This is a genomic window from Jutongia sp. (assembly GCF_057878315.1).
In genome coordinates, this window is the sequence record NZ_DBLXSO010000002.1 from 48,912 (window position 1) to 75,854 (window position 26,943).

Here is a 26,943-nt window from a genome sequence, read left to right on the forward strand (position 1 = left end):
GCAAAATTATATTTTCTTAGAACTGCAAAATCGCCGGCTCCGGTAAATACCGAAACTGGCGATTTTAATTTTGCTTTTGTATTAAAATGATTATTTCATCTCCACAATCTGAATATCCTGCGTCCAGTCATAATATGGTGTGATGTTCTGATCGACCGTTTCCAGATTCACTCTGGCTGTGCTAAACACCGTCAGATTGCGCTCCTGATATACCGGAACAACCACTGCCCAATCCAAAATCTTATTATAGCTCTGCGCATATAGATCAATGCTTTTCTTCAGCGGAACAGTATCCATCCCTTCCTCAATATACTCATCCAGATCACTGTCCTTAATATGGAAATAATTGCGGCTTCCTGCCGTTTTATTCTTCTTTTGACGACTGTGATACATGCGGTACATGTCTCCGGAAACAGATGTCTCCTCCTTTCCGCACCATATCTGCGCTTTCCCCTGCTTCAGATGCTTTGTCAGCCTTGCAAGACTGCAGTGTTCCTTTAATACCAGCTTAATGCCGATCTGTTTGAACAGCTTCTGTGCATTTCTTGCAATCGTGAGCATGCCCTGTTCCTGCGTGTCATCCGGAATATAGATCGTATATTTCTTTCCTGTGTTCTCCGGAAATGCAGTAATCTTTCCGCTTTTCGTCTTAAACCCGGCTTTCCTGAGATAGCCGAGTGCCGCTTTGCAAGCTGCAGCTTCCCGCTCTTCCACGCTCATATTACTGTTGTAGATGCCATTGCCATCCACATCCTCACTGTATGCCTGTTTATATTCCTCATCCTCCGGCTGCGGCACGGACCAGGAGATCTGAGAGGCAGGATAATCAATCTGTGCTGCTCCCTTCTGACTCAGCTCGATCATATTGCTTCTGTTACAGCTAAACAAAATAGAAAAGGCTTTTCTCATATTCTTGGAACGGGTGCTGTCCGGCTTGTCATCCACACAAACCTGATCCGCATTCATGCCAATATAATGATAATAATCGCCGTCCAACAACTTGCCTCCATAAATACGCCCTGTCAGCTTCCCGCTGGAGTTTGCGTCAGTGATCAGATCCATCGCCTGATTCGTTGCCTGCATGGTCACGACGTCAAAATCCCCGTTCTCCAATGCTTCCAGCTTACGCACATCGGACATGTTCCCAATCTCCTTAAGCTGGATAAATGCAGTCTGCGGACATCCACGGTAATATTTCTCGTTGGCTTCGTAATACACGATTCCCTTCTCGTACTTGATAAACCGATAAGCACCGGCTCCAAACGGTGCATTTTTCTTCTTGGTCAGACCGGACAGATCACCCTTCTTAAACCCAAAACTGCCTGCCAGAACATTAAAAATGTGTCTGTCTCCATAGAAATTCAGGGAGCATATCGGGATATTCAACGCCTGATATGCGTCTCTGTCGTAGCCCCTGACCGTCACCTTTACTTTGTAATCGGTCATCTTCTCAATACCGGAAATATCAAGTGCAGAAGCCGACTTGCGATACTTCTGTAAACCGAGGATCGGCAGGCTTCCAAAGGTCTCCTCTCCCTGATAGCTGCTGTCCGCAAAAGCGTACATAGAAAAGATGACATCATCAATTGTAACCGGTGTTTCATCGCTGAAGGTCAGATCCTTTCGCAGCTTTATAATATAAGAGGTTGTATCCTTCTCTCGATCCCGCTTCACCTTAAGATTAGCAGGTCCCTCATAACTGAAGGTCTCGCCATTGAAGCGACGTTTCTCTCCCTTGATCGCATGCTTTACAACAGCACCCTCCCGGTCAAATGTCAGCAGACGAAGCTGTGTCATATCAACGGCTGTCCTGTCGTCATCTGTCTCCGCGGTAAATGGATTAAATTTCTTATCAAGCTTATTGCAGGCAACCACAAGAGGAACATCCGACTTGTCCTTTCCCTTGCCTCCCGCTTCCACCTTTGGCACCGGCGTTGCCTTCTCCGAAGTTGCATCCTCCGTCGCTGCCGGCTTGTCCTTTTGATCCTTTTTATTCCCGGAGCATCCAACACCACTAACCGATACGCATAAAATCAGAGCCAGTGCCAGTCCCTTTCTCCAAATATGTCTCATAATTACCTCCAATTACTGTTATCATGTCTTCTCCAATGACCGGCTTCCCCTTTTGTGCCAGCCACATACTCTTGTTTAGAATACCACACAACTTATTTTTGAGCAACCCAAAAGGGCTGCCCGGCAGGTTTCCCTGTCAGACAGCCCCATATACAATGAGAAAGAGAGGATCATTGTACTATTAGGTCCTGCCGGGTATCGCTACCCGAGGCAAAGAGGGCATCAGCCCTTTACGCTTCCCAATGCAACACCCTGTACAATATGTTTTGAAAGTATCAGATATACGATGATAACCGGGAATATAGAAAACGCGATCATCATGTAAACCTGACCCATATCAAACTTCAAAAAGTCTGCACTACGCAAGTTCGCGATCAAAACCGGAAGTGTCTTTTTCTTGTCATCCGTCAAGATCAATGACGGAATGAAGTAGTTATTCCAGCTTGTTACAAATGCGAAGATTGCCTGTACTGCAATTGCCGGCTTCATAATAGGAAGGATCATCTGATTGAAGGTACGGAACTCTCCGGCACCATCAATACGGGATGCCTCAATGATCTCAATCGGCAGTGAAGATTCCATATACTGCTTCATGTAGAAATAAGTTACCGGTGAAGCCACAGCCGGTACGATCAATGGAATAAAGCTGTTCATCAACCCCATCTTTGTCACTAACTGCAGGAAACCAAGAGCGGTAACCTGAGTAGGGATCATCATGATCATCAGGATGAAGGTATGCATAAACTTCTTTAACTTAAAGGTATACACATGAAGTGCATACGCTGTCATTGTCGAAAAATATGTAGTCAATAAGGCACTGAATGCAGCGATAACCACACTGTTGATCAAACCGTTCCAAACCGGCTGGGAACCATGAATAATCGTGTTATCAAAGTTCTTCAGGAAGTTTGTTCCCGGCAAAGCATGGAATCCTAACTGAATCTCACTATGTGTTCTGGTCGCATTTACAAAAAGTACATAGAACCAAAATAAACAAAGGATCGTAATAAGAATCAGAAAGATGTATGCGATCGCACGACGCGCATGAATGCCAAATCCCTCTTTTGTAATCTCATCACTTGGTGTTCTTGAATTCGCCATCGTTACGCCTCCTTTTTCTGTGCAAATGCCTTAAACACGATCAAGCTCAGGATACCCGTGATAATAAACATTACAACGGACAACGCACCACCCATACCGTAGTTCTTACTGAACAGGTGTTTATTCAAGTACATGATCAGTGTCATTGTGGTCTGTGTTGGCTGACCGGTTCCGTTTGTCAAGATCTGCGGAACATCGAACATCTGCAAACCACCAATCAAGGAAGTAACTAAAACGTAAACCATAATCGGTCTTAACAGTGGCATGGTAATCTGCCAGAATACCTGGGTAGATGTTGCTCCATCCACCTCGGCAGCCTCAAACAGTGATGGATCGATACCCATCATACCTGCCATCAACAGGATTGTTGTATTACCAAACCACATCAGGAAGTTCATTAATGCAACAAGTCCTCTTGCGCTCCATTTGTGTGATAAGAAGCTGTATGCTTCGCTGATCACACCGACATGTGTAAGCATTGCATTTACCGGACCGGTATCTGCAAACAATGCGAAGAACAGCATTGAGAATGCGGATGCCATGATCAGGTTTGGCAGATAGATAACTGTCTTAAAGAAGCGGGAGCATTTCAGGTTCAATCGCATATCGGAGAACCATGCACCCAGAATCAATGATACGATGATCTGTGGAACAAATCCGAGTACCCACATGATCAGGGTATTTCTTAAATACAACCAGAAGTATCCTCCAGCAAATAATTCCTTGTAGTTATCCAATCCCACGAAGTTCGGTCCGACCTGAATCAGTCCGGAACGGTAGTTCTCATAAAAACTGTTATAGATGGTACTGATCAAAGGAATCAACTGGAAAATAACATAAACAACAACGAATGGAATTAAGAAAATATATCCCCATTTATTGTGTTTTTCAACTTTTCCTCGTCTCTTTGGAGATGTGCTCATTTCTTTTTCTCCCCTTTTTTAGGTATAAAATGTGCCTGCCTACATCCGTAAGCAGGCACATCCAGATTCATGTTACACTATGTACGCCTGTGTGATTAGTGTGTCAACTCAGGGTACTTAGTCTCAACTGCCTGATAGAACTGCTCCAGAGCTGAATCGTAGTCAGCATTGCCATCGAAGTAATCCTTCATAGCGTTCTGGAACTCCTCGTTACATCCCTGATCATAAGATGACAGGTTGCTGAGGTCGATGCTCTCAATACCATCACAGAAGATTGGAAGTGGATTCTGTCCGCCAAGGATAGAATTCTTGAAGCTCTTATCCTTAGAAAGCTTATCCATTGCAGCCTTGTTGTTAGCGAAATCATTATCCTTCTTAACGATATCAGTCATGATAGACTCATCTGTTGTCATCTTCTCAATGATGTCCTTAACAAGTGATGAATTATCTGTGCCATTAGCACCACAGATCCATGTACCACCCCAATAGAAGCTCTGAGGTCCCTTGCAGAGAGCCCAGCCGCCGTCCTTACCAACGGAACCGTCCTTAGCAGCGTTCATAGAGAAGTTGAAGAACCAAGCTGGTCCGAAGTAAGCGAATACGTTACCGTTCTTCATGAAGCCCTTGCTCCAGTCAGAAGACCACAGCTCATATGTAGATGTCTCTTTGTTATCAACCATTTCCTTAGACATGTCAACCCATGTCTTGATGTTCTCATCGATGTTGATCTTGCCATCCTCTACCCACTTAGATGTTACGTTGTTAGAGAATACACGGTATGCATCGTTTACAGATGCTGTTGCAAGATATCCTTTGTCTTTCAGCTTAGCTGCTGCATCCTTGAATGCATCCCAGTCAGAGAAGATCTCCTGAATCTTATCAGGATCGTCTGTACCGAATACCTTCTTAGCGATGTCACGACGGTAGATCATACCAGCCGGGCAAGCCTGCCATGAAGATCCCTTAAGAGCTCCCTTAGAATCTCTTACGATATCCTGTGTGTACTTGTACTGATTTGAAAGTGAATCCTCAGAAACACCAAGATCATTAACAACGTCTACAGTGTAATCAGAGTTAACATACTTCAGTGCGTAATCAGCCTCAACGAGGAACATATCAACCTTGTCATCTGCCTTAGCATCTGCCTGGTTCAGAAGTGCCTGATCCAGTGCCTGCTGATAAGCGTTGTCATCGTTAGCTACCTGAGTCCATTTAACCTTAACATCGCCGATCTGACCTGTCCACTTACCAGTCTTCTTGTATCCCGGATAGTGAGCAATGACACGATCTCTGAACTCCTCGTTCCAAACACGGATGTTAAGAACCTTACCACCGTCAGAAACTTCAGCCTTAGAAGCCTTCTCAGATGTTGCTCCGCTTGTTGCACCACTTGTTGCTTTGTCCTTTGTTGTGTCATCTGATGATCCGCCACAACCTGTTAACATTGTTGCAGCCATTGCTGTACACAGAAGTACACTCAATACTTTCTTTCTCATAAAAAGCCTCCTCTAAATTAAATTGTTTGCTTTATATTTATGCTGCACCCACAGCAGAAATATCATGGTATCACCATTTTGAAATGTAACCATCTTTACGAAAATGATTACGTTGTTTAGGAACGTTCCTTCAACTTTTTTCCGTAAGACCAATATAACACATGTTGGCAAATTATACAAGTATTTTTTTGATTTTTTTATTTTGTTTGTCATATTTGACTACATTTTGTGATGGAAGTATGTCCAACACCACATTATATGGACATTTTTTGTAAAAAAAGAATAGGAAAAGACGAAAAAAATATTTTTTTCTCGTCTTTTCCTACAAAATCCCGACGTCACTTTGCCGCTGTTGTTTATTTTCGGCATGAAATCAGTAAAATATCATAAAATCCCGGTTTTAGTAAACATTTTCGTACAGCAAATCCACGATACGTTTCTATATTATATATGTAAAAACGCGAACGGATCCTCCGGGCTGCTGTTTAAAAACATCATAAACAGGTACGCGGCACGCAGAGACACCAACTCCTCCCTGAGAATCCGCCTTATCTCATCTTTGTCTGCCAGAAAGACCTCAATATCCTCAGTCGCCTCCTGCGCTCCCGGGTTCAGAACACCATCCGCATATCCAAACACCGTCACATCACACTCGTCAGACATTCCCTGGCTCTGTACAAACGGACGCATCAGAACATCGCTTCCCTCCCGGTAAAGCGTAAAGTCCAGTCCGGTCTCTTCCTTCATCTCACGGACAGCCGCCTCCGCAGGATCCTCTCCCGCATCCACAAGCCCCGCCGGAACTTCATATATATAGCCGTTGACCGGGTAGCGGAACTGACGGATCACCACCAGCTTGCCCGGATCCGGACGGTATACCGGATAAATAACGACACCGTCCGCCCGAAGCGTTCCGGTCTCATACATCAGATCTCCGGACTCCCGCCTGGTGGCAATATAATACGGAAAATGAACCCCGTCCCTGCGGACCGCATCGATCTCGTACATATTGAGAAATTTATTGTCTGTCTGGCGTTTCAGCCCTTCCGCATGTGCTTTTCCCATGGTGATCTTACTTTCCTTTCTCTTAAGCTTTCTTGAACCACGCCATAGCGATTACATGCAATACAGATTGATCACACCGAATGTGATCAGCTTATTGCCGGTGTTGTAAGCAAAGCCGCAGTCAATATTAAAGGAGACTGCCTCTCCGTTGGCATCCTGATCCTTGATCATATACTGATAGATTGTAGAGGTGGAACCGGATGAGATATTCTTTGTGGTATCCGCAGCATATACCGCAAAGCTGAATGCATCGACACAGCTGTCTGCCACAAATTCCGTTGCCATATAATAATCACCGTAATCCTGTTTGAAACGATCCTTCCAGGTTGTTCCGTCAGAGCTGCTCTGCTGGGTTTTACCTGTGGATGCCATTTCCAGCGCATGGCGCTGTGCACTGCCGGAGGTACTGTCCGTCATTGCCTCCTTGCCTTTGAAAACACGGAAGGCGTTGACAAAATCACGCATTTCAAACTGCATGGCTGTCATGACCGCGTCATCATAGCTGCAGTTCTTCGGTATGATCAGGTTATCGAGCTTGGAGTTGAGCGTCTTGTCGAAGATCTGAACGCCGTAAACACCGCCCTTTCCCTGATGGTCGACAAATGCATTGACGTAAGCACTGCCTTTATCATACTGATAGCCGGCTTCGTAATCGAAACGGGACATATCGCTGAAGCCGCGTCCCTTCAGAACATCAGCACTGTCCTGCGAAGAAACAAGATCTGCATAGCAGAAATATGCGGAGATCGTAGTCATTCCCACAACCTTATCGGACCGGAACTGTATTTCCACATAGTTGGTATAATCGCCGGACGGGTTATAAATATAGGTGCTGTTTCCCTGCGGGGACTTTCCTGTCTTATCCGGTGCTGCGCCCATTACCTTTTCAACCTCTGCACTCGTCATTCCGAGTGTAATGTTGAATTTGCCAATAGCAAGCGTATTCTCGGCTGCCGTTGTCGGCTTTACATGGTTCGATGTGGTGGTTGCGTTCTGTCCCGGCTTTGCACTCGGGGAAACGGACGGCTTGCTGCTTGGCTTTGCGGACGCTCCCGGTGCCTGTGTGCTGCCCGGTCTGGCAGTTTCATAAATACTTTCCTGATACTCACCACGCGCTTTGACCGTCACCTTGCAGACATATCTCTTCTTACCGCACTTTGCCGTGATCTTTGCCGTTCCCTTTTTCTTACCTTTTACGACACCCTTTTTCGTCACGGAAGCCACTTTCTTCTTAGAGGACTTCCAGGTTACTTTCTTCTTTTTTGTGTTTTTGAGCTTCAGCTTTACCTTCTGCCCGACCTTAATAGTCACCTTTTTCTTATTAAGTTTAATTTTGCCTTTGGCGCTGGCACCTCCCGGAACCATCGTTCCTGTAATGAGCAGCGAGATTGCTGCCAACACTGCAACGCCCTGTTTCCATTTTATTTTTCTCATAATCTGTTCCTTTCTTACCCCGTTCAAAGCAGCACGACTTCTACTTTTCGCGATACTGTCTTGAAGCCTAATATGCATAAAAATCAAATGCCGAAAATGTCAGCTTACTTCCGCTTGCCGTATTGGCGAATCCACACTCGATGCAGAAATCAACCGCTTCATCCTCATATTCTTCCATCAATATATACTTATAGAAATTGGTGGTGGAATCCCGCTCGGCAATCGCATAGGTTACTGCAGAAAACGCATCCGGACTGCCGTATGAAACATACTCGGTCTTCAGGAAGAGCTTCTCTCCATCGTTGTAATTCTGATCAAACCGCGTCTTCCAACTTACGGAACCTTCGTCCATCACATCACTGTTCTTGCTTGCCATATATTCGCTGTGAGCCTGTGCCACACCATTGTCTGTGATCTGCATCAGCCCTGCACCGTGGTATGCACGGTATGCATTCAGATACAGTGCCGTAAGACGCGCCTGATACTTGTTAATGTCATCGGAATATTTGCAGTTCTTCGGATAAAGAAGCGTGTCCATCGATCCCAGACTCTTATCAAAGATCTGTACACCGTATACCGCACCACCTCTCTGGGTATCCGTCATGACATTGATATATTCCTGATCACTTGTCTTTGAATATATCGTGTACTTGTAGGTTTCTACCGCTGTAAAACCGTTCGCTTTCAGTGTAGCAATGCTGTTGCCGGCTGCAGCAACGCCTCCGTAGTTAAAATTCTTCGAGATCGTGGATAACTCGACGAGCTTTCCATCCCTGATCTGAAACTCCACGAGACAGGAGTAATCATTGCCCGGATTGTATATATACGAAGCGTATCCCTGTGGTGAAATGCCTTCATCCACACATTTGCTCCCCAGAATATTCTGCGCATCCTGAAATGACATTCCGATCGAAAGAGAGTACTTACCAATCGTTAATGTATTGCCGGAAGGAGCTGCCGTTGGGGCTGTCGTTGGTTCCTTTGTCGGGTTGACCGGTGCCTTTGTCGGATTTACCGGTGCCTCACTTGCCGGTGCTTTTGTCGGGTTACTTGTCGGATTTACCGGTGTCTCACTTGCCGGCGCTTTTGTCGGGTTGCTCGTTGGATTTACCGGTGCTTCGCTTGCCGGTGCTTTTGTCGGATTACTTGTCGGGTTGACCGGTGCCTCACTTGCCGGTGTTTTTGTCGGGTTACTTGTCGGATTTACCGGTGCCTCACTTGCCGGTGCTTTTGTCGGGTTACTTGTCGGATTTACCGGTGCCTCACTTGCCGGCACTTTTGTCGGGTTACTCGTCGGATTTACCGGTGCCTCACTTGCCGGTGCTTTTGTCGGGTTACTTGTCGGATTTACCGGTGTCTTCGTTGGTTCGCCCGTCGGCTTTGCAGTCGGCACTGTTGTTGTTCCCGGCATTTCTGTTTCATCCGGTTCTACAAAGCTATCCCGCTTCTCCTTCACGATCACCGTACAGGTATAGCTCTTTTTATTAGACTTTGCCGTGATCTTCGCAGTTCCTGCACTCTTTCCACGGACAATTCCCTTTGCCGATACGGATGCCACCTTCTTTTTGGAGGATTTCCAGATGACTTTTTTCTTTGCGTTCTTAAGCTTAAGTGTCACCTTTCCTCCGACCTTGATCGTTACTTTCTTCTTATTCAGCCTGATCTTCGCTTTCGCTCCGGCACTGCCCGGAACGATAATTCCTGTCAATACCAATGCTGCTGCCGTTAAAACGGCAATGCCCTGTTTCCATTTACGTTTTCTCATCCTTTTCCCCTTTCTGTATACGTTTTAATCCTGCTCTTTGCGAATGATATCGGCAAATTTTCCTCCGGTCACCTTCAGAAGATCCTCCGGCTTCAGAATAATCTGTTCTCCCAGTCTGCCGCCGCTGACGATCATTTCCGGCAGATCTGCCGCACTCTCATCAATCACAGTAGGAAACTGCTTCTTCATGCCGATCGGTGTACAGCCGCCGCGGATGTAACCGGTCACCTTGTTGATATCTTTAACCGGCAGCATTTCCACGCTTTTCTCGCCTACGGCTTTTGCCGCTTTCTTCATATCAACTTCTTTATCCACGGGAAGAGCAAACACATAATACTGCCTGCTCTTCCCGATCATTACTAATGTTTTAAAGGACATGTCATAGCTCTGTCCAAGCTGGTCCGCAATTGTGACTCCGTCAATAAACTCCCCGCATTCGTAGGTATTTAACTGATACGGAATCTTCTGGCGGTCCAGTATGCGCATTGCGTTTGTTTTTACTTCTTTTCCCATAGATGCCTCCTGATATCTGTCATTCTGTGATCACGGCGTCAGCCGCTCATTTAAAATTGACTGGGGAATTGCTCCCCCAGTCAAATAATAATCCTATAATCCGTAAAAATCAAATGCTGTAAATGTCAGCTTGCTTCCACTTGTCGTGTTGGCAAAACCACAGGAGATATACAACTTATAATCATCCGGAATATAGAAGGTGTCTCCATTTTTATTTGTCACTTCTTCCATCAATATATACTGATAGAACTTCGTTGTGGATCCCTGTTCGGAGACCGCATAGGTGACTGCCGAAAATGCATCCGGGCTGCCATAGGATACATACTCTGATTTGCACAATGGATCACCATATGCGTCATTAAAACGATCCTTCCAGCTTTCAGAGCCCTCATCCATCACATCGCTGTTGACCTTTGCCATATACTCGCTGTGTGACTGAGCAGTCGCATTATCTCCTAAATTCAGAAGACTTTCGATTCCATGATAAGCACGGTATGCATTCAGATACAGTGCGGAAAGTCGTGCCTGATATTTATTAACTGCATCAGAATAGGTACAATTCTTTGGATACAAAAGTGAATCCATCGAACCAAGTCCCTTATCAAAGATCTGAACACCGTATGCCTTCTTATCTCTCTGTTTATCTGTCATTACATTGACATATGCATCATCTGTTGTCTGGCTGTAGATCGTGTACTGATAAGTACTCATCGACCGGAAACCATTCGATGTCAATGTACTAAAACTGTCGCCGGATGTCAGGATATCTCCGTAACTAAAATTCTTGGAGATCGTGGACATTTCAACCACCTTACCATCACGGATCTGTACCTCAATCAGGCAGGAATAATCTCCGCCCGGATTGTAAACATAGGACTGGTTGCCCTGTGGAGATAAGCCCTCATCAACTGTTCCAACTACCATCACTTCATTGACCTGTGCAAGTGTCATTCCAAGATACAGAGAATACTTACCAACCTTGAGAATTGGTGATTTTACAGGTGCCGGTGTGACAGTCGGTGTGACCATCGGAGTCACGGTTGGTGCAACAGTTGGAGTTACTGTCGGTTTCACTGTTGGCGTTGCTGTCGGTTTCACGGTCGGCTTCACCGTCGGTGTTGCTGTCGGTTTTACTGTCGGCTTCACCGTCGGTGTTGCTGTCGGTTTTACTGTCGGCTTCACCGTCGGTGTTGCTGTCGGTTTCACTGTTGGCTTCACTGTTGGCGTTGCTGTCGGTTTCACTGTCGGCGTTGCTGTCGGTTTCACTGTTGGCTTCACCGTCGGTTTTACTGTCGGCTTCACTGTCGGTGTTGCTGTCGGTTTCACTGTTGGCTTCACCGTCGGTTTTACTGTCGGCTTCACTGTTGGCGTTGCTGTCGGTTTCACTGTTGGCTTCACCGTCGGCGTTGCTGTCGGTTTTACTGTCGGCTTCACCGTCGGTTTCACTGTCGGCTTCACCGTTGGCGTTGCTGTCGGTTTCACTGTTGGCTTCACCGTCGGTGTTGCCGTTGGCGTTGCTGTCGGTTTCACTGTTGGCTTCACCGTCGGTGCCACAGTTGGCGTTGCTGTCGGTTTCACCGTTGGTATTGGCGTTGGATCCGGTTCCGGTGCCGGGGTGATAGTCGGTGTTGGTGTTGCTGTCGGTGCTGCCGTCGGCTCCGGCGTTGGTGCCGGTACCGGTGTCGGCGTTTTCGTCGGCTCTGCCGTCGGTGTTTTCGTTGGTTCTGCTGTCGGTACCTTTGTTGGCGCTGTGGTTGGCATCTTCGTCGGTACTGCCGTCGGCGTTTTCGTTGGTGCCGGGGTCGGTGCCTTCGTTGGCGCTGTGGTTGGCATCTTCGTCGGTACTGCCGTTGGCGTTTTCGTCGGTGTCGTGGTCGGTGTCTTCGTTGGCGCTGCCGTCGGTGCCTTCGTTGGTGCTGCGGTTGGCATCTTCGTCGGTACTGCCGTCGGTGCCTTTGTCGGTGCTGTGGTCGGCATCTTCGTTGGTTCTGCCGTCGGTGCCTTTGTCGGTTCCGTAGTTGGCTTCTTCGTTGGCACTGCCGTCGGTGCCTGCGTTGGTACCGGTGTCGCTACCTGAACCCAGTTTGCCATGTAATATGGATAGCCAATACTTCCCTTCTCGATCGTCACGGTCATCTGCGGCTCTGATAAGTTACTGCCGGTCCATCCGATAAACTGATATCCTGCGCGTTCCGGAATCGGAAGTGTAAAGTCCTCCGTTTCAACCGTGAACTTATCCGGTCCCTTGTGTACGCCCCACTCTCCGCCGTTTAAGTTGTAACTGATCGAATATACATCTGCTGTCCATACCGCCTTATAATACTTATCACCGGTAGTCTCACTACCCTTCACAGCAATCACATCCTGCGGAGTGTCACCGTTATCTCCGATCCAGCCCTTAAAGGTATAACCGGCTCTGGTTGGTTTCTGATAAATATAAGCTTCCTTCTCGATCGAATAACTCTCCGGTGCCGACCAGTTTGCATCAAACGTGCCACCGCCCAGATCATAATGGATCGTGTATTCAACAGGCTTCCATGTTGCCTTAAAAGTCACATCACCCGCCGGCATTTTCGTTATATCCGCCCATGGAGTTCCATCGGAATCAACCCAGCCTTCACAGGTGTAGCCCTCTCTTGTCACGTCCGGAAGATCAATACTCTGTCCATATGGAACGCTCTCCTGAAGATAAGATGCCCCGTCCTTGGTGGCACCGTTTAAATCCCACTTTAACTGGTAAGATGCTCTCTTATAATAAAACCTCGCAACTGTTTTACCGTCCGCTTTTACGGACACTTTCTCGTTTCGTTCGGTGTCCGGCACAAAGCCGGGTTGGGGACTGTCAGACGCCGTTACTGTCGTCTCTGCCTGAGCCATCCCGATTCCCTCCTGTACTCTGGTTGGCTCATCTTCGTAATTGCCGTCAAAATCTGCCAGGAAATATGCCGCCGTATAAACGGTGCTTCCCGGAGAAAACTTCCATTCCGCACGAAGTGACGTTGTGGACGTTACCTGCCGGTCAAAATCATAGATAACAGTGTCGCCGCTTTCCATATCATCGACATACCAGCCCTTGAAGGTCCAGTCGATCTTACCCGGAGTAAATTCCGGACATTCCGCTTTCTTTCCCTTGCGGACGATCTGCTTGTCAATGTTCTTCATCAAGGTATTGTCTTCATCCCAGAAGCTGACCGTATAGTAATCGATCGTGATCTTACGGTTATGACCGGTTACCTCAACATCCTCATCGGTATCTTCCAGTGTCTCTCCATCGTACACATAAATATCGTATGTTCCGTCCTCCACACTCATACTGTCCTCAAATGCACTTGCACCCTGCTTCTTGAGGTAATAGCTGTTCTCGGATTCCGACCATACTTCTCCGTCCTTCTTCGTCGTAATCTGCACGGTGGACAGAAACGGTACTGCTGTATCGGAAGGCTCAGGAGTCTGAATATCCGTTGCAGACGGCGTCTGTGTCGGAACGCTCGTCTCCGTTGCAAACGGTGTCTTCACAGGATCTGGTGTATTAATCGGCTCCGGTGTCTGAATGTCCGTTGCAGACGGTGTTTTAATTGGCTCCGGTGTCTGAATGTCCGTTGCAGACGGTGCTGTGCCGGTCGGCTGACCGGACGCCGTTCCCGCAGATACCCCCGGTTTTGCAGATGCAGCAGGACTCTTGACCGGTGCTGACGCAGTCGGACGCTGGGAATTACGCGGAGCCAAAGGCTGATTGCTTCCGTTCGTTGCCTGTGGTGCATTCGTCTGTGGCGCAAATGAATAAACATCTGCCGATGCCTGCACATTATTCTTCCTGACTGTTACGCGGCACTTCAGAGTCTTCTTCCCTACCTTTGCCTTGATCACAGTCTTTCCTGCCTTCTTGCCCTTGACAACTCCCTTTTTGGTGACAGAGGCAATTTTCTTTTTGGTGCTGGTCCATTTTACTTTCTTTCCGCCGGCATTTTTCACACGCAGCCTTATCTTTTTTCCCACCCGGATCACAGCCTTGCTCTTGTTAAGCTTCGGCTTTTTGGCTGCCAGTGCAGCCCCGGGAACATCGACACATGTCACCATCATTGCGAATGACATTGCCCATGCAGCCGCCTTCAATACCTGTTTGTTTCTCTTCATTCCTTACACCTCATTTTCTAATATAATCTCCCTTGACGAAAATCATTTCGTAACATTATACAGATATTAACATAATATAGTATATCAGCATTTTTTTCAATATTTTTAGAGTTTTTGCATAATTTTTATAAAATACGCCATACTATTTCATGCAACAATCACAATGGTGTCACGAGAAATTCTCCTGACCGAATCATTATCACTTAGAAAAGAGGTATAATTATGGCAAAAAATTCATCAAATTCGACAAATGCTGACAATAGCTACAATTCTTCCAAGAATGCCGGCAACGCTTCAAACACAAGCAATGCTTCAAACACCTCAAACAAGAGCTCAAACAAAATGAAGAACAGCAGCAAGAACACAACCCGAAACTGCCACACTTCCGACGAGTCTGACCGCTATTAATCCGGTCTGTTTCCGAAGCAACGCATTGATTTTTTTGGGGGCTTCATGCCCCCTTTACATAATGTTGAGATCAGGGGGCGGTCCCATGAATTATCGCGTGATATCAGAAAAAACGTTAAACGAATATCTTCAGGAGGCGGATACTTTGCTGATCGATCTTCGCAGCCGCAGTGATTATGAAAACCGGCATATTCCCGGTGCTGTCCGGCTGGACTGGGAACGTGCCGTTAGCGAATTTCCATCACTGCTCAAGGACTACGAAGCCGCTCACAACAGGCTGCCGGCGCACATCGTTCTTTACTGTGATTCCGGTCATATCAGCCTTATCACGGCAAGAGATCTTGCAGTCCGCGGCTACACGGTCATGAGCTTAAACGGTGGTTTCCACCGCTGGCACGGCACCGCCGTCTCTTGAAAATATCATGCCGTTCTGCTAAAATTTTTGCGGAGGTCCGCCTCTTTGCAACAATTTATTCAGAACGGAGATTACCATGGATAGTTTTATTTTCAGTATAAACGCAACTGTACCAATCTTTGCCATTATGATACTTGGCAATATTTTTAAACGCATCGGGATTATCGATGATCATTTTGCATCAGTCGCAAACCGTTTTGTCTTCAAGGTCTGCCTGCCATGTCTTGTTTTTCTGGATCTGGCTGGCACAGATATCCGGCATCATTTTGATGTGAAATATGTCGGATTCTGCTTTGTTGCCACTCTTTTTTCGATCCTGTCGGTATGGATCGTTGCGAAGCTTACTCTGAAGGACAAGCATTCGGTCGGTGCCTTCGTGCAGGGTTCTTACCGCAGCAGCGCCGCCATTCTCGGCGTTGCCTTTATCCAGAATATTTACGGCAGCTCCGGCATGGCACCGCTTATGATCATCGGCTCTGTGCCGCTGTACAATGTTTTCGCCGTGATCGTTCTGACCTTTGAAAGCGGACACACCGGCACAGACTCCTCCGCCAATATCCGCAAGGCATTTATCAATATTCTGAAGAATCCGATCATCATCGGCATTGTCCTGGGACTCATCGCATCCTTTATCAACCTGCCGCTCCCGGGCATTGTAAGCAAATCCATCAATAATCTTGCCGTCATGACCTCTCCCCTTGCGCTGATCTCGATCGGTGCAAGCTTCGAGGGTAGAAAGGCACTGGCAAAGCTGAAGCCGACCTTTGCGGCCTCCTTCATGAAGCTTTTGGGCTGGGCAGCAATCTTCCTTCCGACCGCAGTATTCTTAGGTTTCCGCGATCAGGAGCTGATCGCACTTCTGATCATGCTTGCCTCCCCATGTACGCCCGCGGCATATATTATGGCAAAAAATATGGATGGTGACGACATACTTGCTTCGAGCATCGTGGTCGCCACCACCCTGTTATCTTCGGTCACCCTGACCTTCTGGATCTTCCTGCTCCGTCTGTTGAGCCTGATCAGTTAATGTCGGGAATTCACCTATAATATTTCTTATGTCCCGATTATTTGAAATATAATTTTGCCTGCCAAGGCACTTGAAAATCCGTGAACTCTGTCTAAAAAATTGTCTTGTCACTGACGGATTTTGAAAAGTCTAATTGCTTTGCTGCTTTGATATTTGATAAACGCATCCTACCGTACGCGCCCCGAGGTGGGATTCAGGTGTTTCGAAAGGCACTTGCACCCGCCGGTACTTACGCCCCAAGTTTCACAAATACATATTTATAATTTAGTGAATGCTTGGGGCGTTATGTACCGTTGCGTGGTGCAGTGGTAGCGGGAGCGTGCCGTCCGAAATAGCTGAGCCCACCTACGGGGCTTGATCGTTCGGATACGTATTTATCAAAGCATTGCAAAGCAAAGACTTTTCGGAAATCCTACTGATCTGCGTCAATTTTTTAGACAGAGTCCACGGATCAATTTGTTTTACGAGGCAAAATTATCATTTACCTTACAGAACATAAGAAATATTATAGGAATGCTCCAAGCTTCATCCTGGGAAGACCGAAGCATGGGAGCATTCCTTATTTCATGAGTTTATTTAGTTTGTCTGCCTGCGCGAAGCTGCTCATCTCATAGAGCACCAGCACTTCATCGGCAGGATTTTCTTCCATGTAATTGCTGACCGACCTCTTGAAGTACCGCAGATCGATCATCCGGATCTGCGCATAATCCTTCATCAGAAACGGGACCATGCTGTTTGCGAAGGAGTCCTTGAAGATCACGAGTGTTCGGTCGTTATCCGGATTTTTCATCCGGATATCCACTTCGCCGTAATTGCCGCCAAAATAAACAGCATACTTATCTTTTTCGTTCTTTTTTGCCGTGTCGTAGACGGCATCGATTTCTTTTCCATCACAGGTAATCTCCGCCTCCGGCAGATTCTCCGGCAGTTCGATCGTGTCAGGCACGGCATCGCTGTCGAGTGCCTTGGAATAAAGGGTGCCATAAAAGGCATCGCTAAATTCTTTAATATCAAAGTTCTTATAGGAGGCTGCCTTTCGTCCGACGGATTCTGTGTATGCCTTATATCCCACATATGCGCCGTACTGCGTCCAGTGATGGTCAGTCCGGTAATACACCTGCGTTTCCCCGGAAGAGTCCTGCACACCGGCTCCCTTCTGCTGCTTCCGGATTTCCTTCATGTCCTTCCGGATATCCACAAGCTTCACATTCTGTAGCGTCTCCTTTGCCGTTTTGTACATGGCATCCGCATCATACAGGGAAGCATGCTCCGGCAGCTTATCCTTCAGGATCTGTCCCGGCGATGGCACAAGAAGTGCTGTCACCTCTGCATCTTTGCTTAAGGACGCCAGACGATTGACAAACCGCAGATTCTGAAAATAATCTGTCCGGGAAATATTCTGATTCATGATTTTTTCAAAATAATAATGATCTTTTCCGAGGTAGACCCCGCCGACATCCTTCATGCCAATTCCCTTTTTAACTGTTGTGGAAAGTGCCGTCAGCCAGTCTCTTCCCGGAAACTGATCGTTGAATGCATCCGTCAGCTCCTGCTGAACCTCTCCGGTCATCACATCCTCCGGCACCAGCTTCGGAAACTGTGTCAGATATCGGTTCTCATTATCCGAATATTCTCTGTGTCCCGCTGTGACGGTCACAATTCCGCCAATCGCAAGTGCTGCGACAAAACAAACTACAAATATAATATCTTTTTTCTTCATGATCGATCCTCATTGTGCCGCTTCTGACACGGCATATTGATAATAAATCCGGCTGTTATTCTCTTCATTCCGGACATATTATCCTGAAATTACTTCTGTTCGTCCCAAGATCACTTGTGTCAGAAACGAAAATATAAAAATGGATTGTAGCTTCCACTGACAAGGAGTGCCACACTGATCAGAAGCAGCACTGCAAGCCCTGCCGCACGAAGCACGTACACCAAACGCTCGCCGCCTGCCGGAAATCTCTGACCCGTTACGGTGCAAAGCCATGTACACACGCTCCGCACTGCCTTTTTCGGAAGCTGTGTGCTTCCGATCACCAGAATAAGAAGCAGCCAGCCATAGCTTTGCCAGTAATAAGCGGCGATTCCATTACCTGCCGCTACGTTGACACCAAACATGCTCTGCAGATACGAAAACAATACACTCATATCATCGCATGCAAACACCGCCCAGCCAAGCACGATGAAAAACAGTGCATAGATATGCCGGAAAATCTTCGGCCACCTCCCCATTTCCCGCAGTAAAAACAGCTTTTCCACAAGAAGCAGAACGAAGAAATAAAGTCCCCACAGGATAAAATTCCATCCGGCACCATGCCACAAACCGGTCAAAAACCACACCACCAACAGATTAAAGATCTGGCGGATCGTTCCTTTACGGTTGCCTCCCAGCGGAATGTACACATACTCCCGAAACCAGGTTCCAAGCGTCATATGCCACCGCCTCCAGAACTCGGTAATGCTCCGGGACAGATATGGATAATTGAAGTTCTCCGGAAAACGAAAGCCCAGAATATGTCCGAGTCCGATCGCCATATCCGAATAACCGGAGAAATCAAAATATATCTGAAAGGTATAGGCGATCGCACCGAGCCATGCCGCCGACATACTCATGTCGCTCTGCGACAATACTGATATCTGCGACCACAGATCACCGATCTGATTGGCAAGAAGAACCTTTTTGGCAAGCCCAACAATAAACCGCTGTGCACCGTATGCACGCTCCTCCCCGCTTCCCCTCCGGTTCCGGATCTGCTCTGCCACATCGCTGTAGCGCACGATCGGACCGGCGATGAGCTGCGGGAACAGGCACACATACATGCCAAAATCAATGATATTATGCTGTACCTCAACCTTTCTGCGGTAAACATCAATCGTGTAGGAAAGTGTCTGAAATGTATAAAAGGAAATACCGATCGGAAGTGCCAGCTTCAGAAGCGGCAGTGGATGACCCGTCAGCGTTCCCACACTCTCCAGCACAAAATCCGTATATTTGAAGAAACAAAGGATTCCGATATTGACAACAACCGACAGCATAAGCACCCATTTGCGGTACTGCGGTTTCTCCCGGCGGTCAAGATATTCCATGACGATTCCGTTGGCGTAATCAAACACCGTGGAAAACAGCATGATCACGATATATCTCGGCTCTCCCCACGCATAGAAAAACAAACTCGCAATAAACAAAAAGAAATTGCGGAATCTCACCGGGCAAAGTGCATATACTGTCAGCACCACCGGCAAAAATCCGCAAAGAAACACCATACTGCTAAAAACCATTACTTCTGCCCCTTATATCTACTTAATCTGCGCGATCTTTCCGACGAGATACGCATTACGTGTCATCGAGATATTGTTGATAAAGATCACATCCTGTACGTTATTCTTCGTGGCAAGCTTTGATACGCTTCCCTTCCAGTAACGATAATCAACAACATAAATCTTCTGATAATGATCCGCAAGATACGGAATAAACGCATTACCGTAGGACTCCTTCACAACGACACAGCTTGATCCATCCTTGATCTTCTTATTATGAATCACCGTGTATGGATTATCTCCGGCAAGAAACGCACAATATTTCAGCTGCACGCTGTATTTCTGACCATTGGCGATCACGGAGGTCTTGTAGCTGCCTCCATTCTGATCGTGGTATGTCATCGTCATTTTGTCATGATCAACCGGGAAATATGCTTTCACCTTGTCCTTTTTCAGCGTCTTGCTGCGGTTGGTATCCAGATAAAACGATCCCAGAAAGCTCCCGAAATTCTCCTGCTGATACTCGGAAAGCTCATGTGCTGTAAGTCCCTTGGCATCGCAAAATTCACGATACGCATAATAAGCCCCTCTGCTTGTCCAGTGATGATCCGTCCTGAAATAAATATATTCCTGCCGGTGGCTCATCATTGTATCATACAAAGGCACTGTCTTCACCTGATGATTCATCTTTTTATAAATGGAATGAATAGATTTCTTCTGATCGGAAGAATTGACCCTGGAGGTCTTATTATCCGGAAAGGTGATTCCCATACTGGTCGGTACAACCAGATCGTAAACATCTGCCTTTCCCTTCAAACGGGAGGCCACGGTGTTGACAACAGAGGCATAATTTGACGCAGATTTCTCCACATAATTGTACAGCTCATAGGCACTTCCGCCCAGCTTTACAGTGCCTCCAAAGCTCTGCAGCTTCGCATCCGATGTGATCTTTGCATATGACTTCTTTGTTCCGGCACTATTCCCGTTCTTATTCTCCTCGGCTGCCGCCTCTGCAGGCTTACTGCTCTCATTGACCGTGATCTCTCTCACACTGTCGGATGTATCACTGCCAGCACGGTTCGTGGAATTTCCGGCACCACATGCTGTGGTGCTGACAATACACGCCACTGTAATCATACAAAGTGCAAAAACTTTTCTCATTTCATTCCTCCGCCGAAACACATAGGTATCCTACTTCTTGCCTTTTAACTGTTCCCGGATCACACTGCCCGCCGTATCCTTGTCAGAGCATACACATGCGACGATGTATTTTCCGCTCTGAAGAATCACTGCATCATCGATCTTCTTGGCTTCCTTAGGCAGATAATCCTGAAATGACTGCTGCATATCCGTCAGATGCTGCTGCACATTCTCAATCTCCGGATCCATCCGGCTCTCGTCGTTCACTGTCATGATCAGCAGTTCATCCGCACTGGTTCCCTCCCCCATGTAAAGCACAACCTTCGTCTTATCCGAAGCGGTGGTGATCATACTCTGCGTTACAGAGTCGTCCATCTTCTCAAGTGTTGTATCAAAAGGCACCTTCTCAAGAACGGTTTCGGCAAACGCATCTATGTCTAACGTCTCCGCATCCTTCTTCTGACCGCTCTCCCCAGCTTTGTCGCTGTGACTGCTGTGATCCTCAATGCCGGTCGGCGAAGAAGCCGTTGTATTTATTTCCATTTTAAATGCCCAGATTGAAACTGCCAATACAAATACACTGCATACAAACAGCACATATAGCTGTTTCTTATCCTTCTGTTCAACCATGGTAACCCTCATTTCGACCTTTATCATTCGTGCTGAAAACAAAGCACCAATATGATTATATAATCGACATTTCCCATAAGTCAATAGATTTTCTCTTTTTTGCCATGGAAATGTATCCCGCTTCAAAATCCCATCATTTCTGCCCGGTGATCCGCTCCAGTGCCTCCTGCGGAAGCCTTGTATGGCAGGCAATATTCAGGACACTTTCCGTCTCATTGGCAGCATTAAAATACCACATTGCCGCCTCCGCCGGTTCACCCTGTTCCTCATAGTATGTACCCAGTTCACAGCACAGCTCCGCGCAGCCGCCCATCGCGACTCCACGCAGTGCATAGGTGAAAAAGTGTGCCACATCCTTCTTAAGCCGGTAAATATGTGTGAGCACGCAGACCGCTTCAAGAATCTCATCGTCTGTTCTGCCGTTCTGCTCAATACTCTCCAGAAAGCTCGCCTCCGCATCCAGAAAATCCTGCTCACTGCCGGCAATAAACAGCTCCATCGCATACATATGATGCAGCTTGGCAGACAGCGTGATTCCCTTGTCATGCAGCCGCTTCAGTGCCGTCAGATCCCTGCCGCCATGATTATGCTCCGGCTTATGAATGATCTCGATCTCACTGTCAAAGACCACCGGATCCAGCCGCAGCGTTTCATGGATCGGATCGATCCAGGTAAAGGAACGCAGCCTGCGATACAGCTTTGGACGAAGCTCCCTTTCAAAGTTACCGGTCGTATTGCATTCGCCCATATCATTGCAGTAATACATCTGCACGATCTCAATCTCCGGAAGCAGCGCTTCTTTAAGCTGCCGCAGCTTCTCCCGGTTCGCCTCATCCAGATACTCATCCGCATCTGCCGTATATATGTAATCCATCTGTGCCTTGGACGCCGCAAAATTTCTTGCTGCCGCAAAATCGTCGATCCATGCAAAATCATAGATCTTATCGGTATATTTTGCCGCAATTTCTTTGGTGGTATCCTGCGATCCGGTATCCACGATAATGATCTCATCCATCAGATCCGCCATAGAATCCAGACAGCGTGCCAGCACATTCTGTTCATTTTTCACGATCATACATAAACTGAAGGTTGCCATTTTGTCTCCTCTCCGCTCTTAGCGTCACAGGTCTCCGGTCACACAAACATCATCACAAGCTCCGCAACAAATGCTGCCGCGCAGGCACCGACTGCCACCTGCAAAAGCCCCTTCTTCCGAAATGCCAGCACCAGTGCTGCAGCCGTTCCGACACTGCCGGAGATGATCGATCCGGTCGAGGTAAAGATCGCCGGAAATGTCATGGCTCCGAGCACCGCATACGGCACATAAAACAAAAAGGAACGGATAAACTGATTCTCCATTTTGCCACGGCAGAGGACAAACGGGATCATACGGATCAGATAGGTCACACCGGCTGATATTGCCAGGTAAATAAAAAACTTCATCGTATCCATCGCTTAGCCCTCCTCTTCTTTCACCGGATACAGCCATGCTCCCAGAGCGGAGGCTGCCACAGCACAGATAATGATCACAAAGCCGGAGGATATATGACGAAACACCGGAATCCACCGGAAGCAACAACTCATCGCCACCGCCACAAGAATGACCTTCAGACACGCGGCATCCTCTCTTGCCTGCGGCAGAATGATCGCAAGGAACATACCGTAGATTGCGATTCCAAGTACATCACTGACCATCGCCGGCAAAACTCCGCCAAGCAGTGCACCGAACAGCGTTCCCGCCTGCCAGCCGATAAACGGAAGACTGATCAGTCCGTAAAAATACCATTTACCAACCTCGCCCTTACGGCTGGACGCCACACCGAATATCTCATCCGTAATTCCGTAGCTTATCGCGAACCGGTGCGGCAACGTCATCGACCTGTCCAACTTCTGGGACAGCGAAAGCGACATCAGCGCGTAGCGCAGATTGATGATAAATTCCGTCAGTGCCATTTCCATATAAGCACCACTCGCGGCCATGATATCCAGACCGGCAAACTGACCGGCTGAGGTCAGATTCATCACCGAGATCAATAACGCCTGCCACCACGTCATTCCGACAGACACCGCCATCAGTCCGAATGTAAAGCTGACCGGTACATATCCCATAGCAATGGGGATGCCGTCACGCATCCCCCTCTTAAAATCATTCATTGTACGTTATCCCCGCCCCTTTGCGGGTCCCTTCTCTATATTTGTCCACACAAGGCATATTTCAATACTGCAAAAGCCTCACGTACATACATGTTGGGAACTGTATACCATTTTACACCTGTTCCCATTCCCTGTACATGGGTAAACCCCTTTTTCTTTGCAATACGGGTTGCCCGGAAAATATGAAACTGATTGCTTACGATCACTACCTTTGCCTGTGGATCCGAAATCTTATCCCTGCTGTACTGCAGGTTCTGATCCGTGTTGACCGACTTATCCTCAAGGATCAGCCGCTCCTTTGCAATGCCAAGCTCTGTCAGATATGTATACATTGCCTGCGCCTCGCTGATATCCTCACCCGGTCCTTTCCCGCCGGAAAGCACTGCACGCGTTTTCGGATTGTCATTCAGATAGCGGTACGCCTTCCGGATCCGTTTCTCCAGATTATACGACGGTTTCGCGCCATTCACACGCGCCCCCAGCACGATCACATAATCAGCTCCGGCATCCGGCTTGCTCCCGCCGTAGCCGATCAGTATCCCCTCAACGACTACAAACACAAGCGTGCCCACACCGATTACCGCAAGCAGAGTATGGTGCGCCCACACCGGCAGATGGTGTCCCTGTCTGTCAAGCAGATACCATAGAATATCACCGCCGATCAGGACACCGCCTGCAAGCAGCCAGAACCATGTAAATGTATTGTTCATCCCAACCATTGTGATATACATGATAAAATATCCAATGCATATCACACCCAGAATAAATACTATTGTCATCCAGATCCGATTCCTTTTCATAACGTTCTCCTAATTACTGTCCGCCGGTCACATCTTCCTGTGTGGTTTCCTGTCCCACATCCTCATAATTATTATCCTGAGACGGCTTCTGCGGCTTGGCTGTCGCTGCGCTGCTGCCATCTCCCTGGCTATTATCATCCGGTGTGGACGGCTCCGTTCCATCGTCCTTCTGTGGCGCATCTGTCACAGCAGGCTCGGTGCTGGTCGTCTCGTTTTCCGTTGATGTTGCACTTGGATCGATCGTCTCCTTCGGTGCCTTTGTCGCCCTTGTGTCATCACCGGTTGTCTGATATTTGTCACCGGTGTTGTCCGAGCTTCCGGTATCATATACGAAGTCCGCATATTCCATACCGCTATGCAATTCTCCCATAAACTCATGCCAGATGTAAAGCGGATATGTGCTTCCGTACAGATTACTTACCGCTCTCGGATTATCGTAGCCAACCCATACCGCGGTCGAATAATACGGTGTATAACCACAGAACCAGCCATCCTTCTTATCACTGGTCGTTCCGGTCTTACCGGCGCATGCCATATTGCTGAGCTGCTTGCCGGCTGCGGTACCGCGCACCAGAACACCCTTGAGGATATCCGTCATCGCTTCCGCTGCCTCCGGCTTGTAAACCTGCTTCTGCTTTGTGAGCTTATTCATATTGACGATCACATTGCCATCGTAATCTGTAATCTTCTTGATACAGGTTGGATTGCGGAACTTTCCGTTGTTGGCAAGTGTCGCATAGGCAGATGCCATCTCTACGGTGCTTGCTCCATTGGTCAGTCCACCAAGGGATGCCGCAGGCACATAGTCACTGTCAACGATCTTGGAGAAATTCATCTTCTTGACATAGCTGAGGCCTACCGCCGGTGTCATCTCCTGAAATAAGCGCCATGCGACAACGTTCTTGGACTTCTCAACCGCTGTGCGAAGCGGAATCTTGCCGAGATAACGTCCATCCGCATTTCGCGGACCATCCTTGAAATAGGTGTCATCCACAATACTGTTGGCAGTATAACCACGCTCCAGTGCCGGTGTATATACCGCAATCGGCTTGAAGCAGCTTCCCGGCTGGCGATAGCTCTGGAAACCACGGTTGATCGTATACCCGGTCGTCGATTTCTGCTTACGTCCGCCAACGATCGCCACAACCTTACCGGTCTTATTGTTGATACAGGTTGCCGCTCCCTGCATGGCATAAACACCCTTTGTCTTCTCCGTGAAGGAAGAAAGCTGTTCATTGACCGCCTTCTGCAGCTTCGCCTGTATCTTCTTATTCAGTGTCGTATAAATATTATATCCTGCCGTATGCAGTAACTTGTAGCATTCCTCGTACATGTCCTTATACTCTGCATCATAGCTGCTCCGATCCGCATCTGAAGAAAACTCATACCGGAATTCAAAGCCCTGCTTCTGCATCAATGCCTTGGTAGCACAGCTTACCGCATAGGTCGTCAGATAATTCTGATTCTTGATCTCCTTCGCCGGATTCATCACGATATCCGAATAATACGCATCGCTGTATTCCGCAGAGGAGATAAACTTCTGGGACAACATCTGATCCAGAATACGGTTCTTTCTCTTGATCGTATTGTCAAAATGCTCCAGCGGATCGTAGCTCTGCGGACGGTTCGGGATCGAGCAGACAAATGCCACTTCAGCCAGACTCAGCTCTGACGCCGACTTACTAAAGTAGCCGCGGCTCGCTGCCTCAATTCCGTAATAGCCATTTGCGAAGAATACATTGTTGATATAAAATTCCAGAATCTGATCCTTGGAGTACTTCTTCTCCATCTCCGTGGCAACGAAGATCTCCTTGACCTTACGGGAATATGACTTATCCGTGTACGGCAGATAGTCCGTAAAAATATTACGGGCCAGCTGCTGGGTAATCGTACTTGCACCACGCGTCGCATCCTGTCCCCTGAGCTTATTCATAAACAGGGTGATACCTGCGCTGACCAGTGCCTTCGGATCGTAACCGGCATGCTTATAGAAATCACGATCCTCCGTTACGACAAATGCATCCTTTACATACTGTGGAATCTTGTCGAAGGTCAGGTAGTAGGAATCATGATCACCTTTGAGTTTTGCCAGAACCTTGCCATTGGAATCATAAATAAAGCTTGCCTCGGAGGATTTAAAGGTATCCTCGGAAGAGGCAGCGATCATCTTCTTCGCCTCTGCCTGCCACTTGAGCAGTGTGTTGCCGTATTTGAAATAAAACAGTGCCACCACCGCCAGAATTACTAACAGGATCAACAAAAAAAGTATCTTAAAAAACAAGCGAAGCTTTGGATGCTTCTTCTTGCGCTTTGTCTTTCCGGTCTTTCCTGACGATGCCGCCGCTGCCGGTCTCTTTCCGACGGAACCGGATGCGCTTCTTCCGGAACCCGTGCCATAAGAAGCAGAACCTCTGCCTGTACCGTAGGAAGCTGTGCCGTGTCCCGTTCCGCGGGAGGCTGCACGCCCTGTACCATATGAAGTTTTGCTTCTCCCTGCAGAGCCGTTTGCTGCTCTGCCTCTTTCTGAATAATTCATACTTTTATCACGCCTTTCTAATGTGGTTATCATAGCATATTTTTTTCTAAAATGCATCATTATCA

At 47.5% G+C, this 26,943-nt stretch carries 21 protein-coding genes; 3 read left to right on the plus strand and 18 right to left on the minus strand.

Annotated elements, in window-relative coordinates; all coding sequences use genetic code 11:
- Positions 1-90: 90 nt before the first annotated feature.
- From ACZLMD_RS00745 to ACZLMD_RS00785, 9 genes are all read right to left on the minus strand, one after another.
- Complete coding sequence (locus ACZLMD_RS00745) at positions 91-2,073, minus strand: ABC transporter substrate-binding protein (protein WP_482522047.1); 1,983 nt, start codon at positions 2,071-2,073, stop codon at positions 91-93.
- 222 nt (positions 2,074-2,295) lie between these two features.
- Entirely contained in the window at positions 2,296-3,174 is an 879-nt protein-coding gene (locus tag ACZLMD_RS00750; protein WP_022305083.1) for a carbohydrate ABC transporter permease, read from the minus strand.
- 2 nt (positions 3,175-3,176) lie between these two features.
- Complete coding sequence (locus ACZLMD_RS00755; RefSeq protein ID WP_022305084.1) at positions 3,177-4,097, minus strand: carbohydrate ABC transporter permease; 921 nt, start codon at positions 4,095-4,097, stop codon at positions 3,177-3,179.
- A gap of 95 nt (positions 4,098-4,192) precedes the next feature.
- The gene (locus ACZLMD_RS00760; protein WP_022305085.1) at positions 4,193-5,593 is read right to left on the minus strand and encodes an ABC transporter substrate-binding protein; all 1,401 of its coding nucleotides are present in this window, start codon (positions 5,591-5,593) and stop codon (positions 4,193-4,195) included.
- Between the two features lie 444 nt (positions 5,594-6,037).
- On the minus strand, positions 6,038-6,658 hold the full coding sequence (locus ACZLMD_RS00765) for an NUDIX hydrolase (protein ID WP_489494945.1): 621 nt from the start codon (positions 6,656-6,658) through the stop codon (positions 6,038-6,040).
- A gap of 51 nt (positions 6,659-6,709) precedes the next feature.
- On the minus strand, positions 6,710-8,092 hold the full coding sequence (locus tag ACZLMD_RS00770; protein ID WP_022305087.1) for a CAP domain-containing protein: 1,383 nt from the start codon (positions 8,090-8,092) through the stop codon (positions 6,710-6,712).
- Between the two features lie 67 nt (positions 8,093-8,159).
- Positions 8,160-9,857 carry an Ig-like domain-containing protein gene (locus tag ACZLMD_RS00775; protein WP_489494946.1) on the minus strand — a complete coding sequence of 566 codons (1,698 nt, stop codon included), beginning with the start codon at positions 9,855-9,857 and terminating at the stop codon, positions 8,160-8,162.
- Between the two features lie 24 nt (positions 9,858-9,881).
- On the minus strand, positions 9,882-10,370 hold the full coding sequence (gene ybaK / locus ACZLMD_RS00780) for a Cys-tRNA(Pro) deacylase (protein WP_022305089.1): 489 nt from the start codon (positions 10,368-10,370) through the stop codon (positions 9,882-9,884).
- A 93-nt stretch (positions 10,371-10,463) separates the two neighbouring features.
- Positions 10,464-14,504 (minus strand): InlB B-repeat-containing protein, encoded by a 4,041-nt coding sequence (locus ACZLMD_RS00785; protein ID WP_489494947.1) that lies wholly within the window; start codon positions 14,502-14,504, stop codon positions 10,464-10,466.
- 222 nt (positions 14,505-14,726) lie between these two features.
- On the opposite strand from ACZLMD_RS00785, the gene ACZLMD_RS00790 reads away from it, so the two are divergent.
- The 3 genes from ACZLMD_RS00790 to ACZLMD_RS00800 all read left to right on the plus strand — a co-directional run bounded on the left by ACZLMD_RS00790 (position 14,727) and on the right by ACZLMD_RS00800 (position 16,354).
- Entirely contained in the window at positions 14,727-14,912 is a 186-nt protein-coding gene (locus ACZLMD_RS00790) for a hypothetical protein (protein WP_022305872.1), read from the plus strand.
- 85 nt (positions 14,913-14,997) lie between these two features.
- Entirely contained in the window at positions 14,998-15,327 is a 330-nt protein-coding gene (locus ACZLMD_RS00795) for a rhodanese-like domain-containing protein (protein WP_022305873.1), read from the plus strand.
- 76 nt (positions 15,328-15,403) lie between these two features.
- The gene (locus ACZLMD_RS00800) at positions 15,404-16,354 is read left to right on the plus strand and encodes an AEC family transporter (protein ID WP_118561977.1); all 951 of its coding nucleotides are present in this window, start codon (positions 15,404-15,406) and stop codon (positions 16,352-16,354) included.
- A 559-nt stretch (positions 16,355-16,913) separates the two neighbouring features.
- Here the strand turns inward: ACZLMD_RS00800 and ACZLMD_RS00805 are convergent.
- From ACZLMD_RS00805 to ACZLMD_RS00845, 9 genes are all read right to left on the minus strand, one after another.
- Positions 16,914-18,074, minus strand: a complete 1,161-nt coding sequence (locus ACZLMD_RS00805) for a DHHW family protein (protein WP_489494948.1) — start codon at positions 18,072-18,074, stop codon at positions 16,914-16,916.
- Positions 18,075-18,193: 119 nt separating this feature from the next.
- On the minus strand, positions 18,194-19,639 hold the full coding sequence (locus tag ACZLMD_RS00810; RefSeq protein ID WP_489494949.1) for an MBOAT family O-acyltransferase: 1,446 nt from the start codon (positions 19,637-19,639) through the stop codon (positions 18,194-18,196).
- Between the two features lie 18 nt (positions 19,640-19,657).
- Positions 19,658-20,779 carry a DHHW family protein gene (locus tag ACZLMD_RS00815; RefSeq protein WP_489494950.1) on the minus strand — a complete coding sequence of 374 codons (1,122 nt, stop codon included), beginning with the start codon at positions 20,777-20,779 and terminating at the stop codon, positions 19,658-19,660.
- Positions 20,780-20,809: 30 nt separating this feature from the next.
- Positions 20,810-21,388: a DUF4358 domain-containing protein gene (locus ACZLMD_RS00820; protein ID WP_482521385.1), complete on the minus strand. Its 579-nt coding sequence runs from the start codon at positions 21,386-21,388 to the stop codon at positions 20,810-20,812.
- 133 nt (positions 21,389-21,521) lie between these two features.
- Positions 21,522-22,484, minus strand: coding sequence for a glycosyltransferase family 2 protein (locus ACZLMD_RS00825; RefSeq protein ID WP_489494951.1), 963 nt, complete (start codon positions 22,482-22,484; stop codon positions 21,522-21,524).
- 38 nt (positions 22,485-22,522) lie between these two features.
- Positions 22,523-22,840 (minus strand): AzlD domain-containing protein, encoded by a 318-nt coding sequence (locus tag ACZLMD_RS00830; protein WP_022305881.1) that lies wholly within the window; start codon positions 22,838-22,840, stop codon positions 22,523-22,525.
- Positions 22,841-22,843: 3 nt separating this feature from the next.
- Complete coding sequence (locus tag ACZLMD_RS00835; RefSeq protein WP_482521382.1) at positions 22,844-23,542, minus strand: AzlC family ABC transporter permease; 699 nt, start codon at positions 23,540-23,542, stop codon at positions 22,844-22,846.
- A 35-nt stretch (positions 23,543-23,577) separates the two neighbouring features.
- Positions 23,578-24,342, minus strand: a complete 765-nt coding sequence (locus ACZLMD_RS00840) for a YdcF family protein (protein ID WP_489494952.1) — start codon at positions 24,340-24,342, stop codon at positions 23,578-23,580.
- A 13-nt stretch (positions 24,343-24,355) separates the two neighbouring features.
- Entirely contained in the window at positions 24,356-26,878 is a 2,523-nt protein-coding gene (locus tag ACZLMD_RS00845; protein ID WP_486817900.1) for a transglycosylase domain-containing protein, read from the minus strand.
- Positions 26,879-26,943 lie beyond the last annotated feature (65 nt).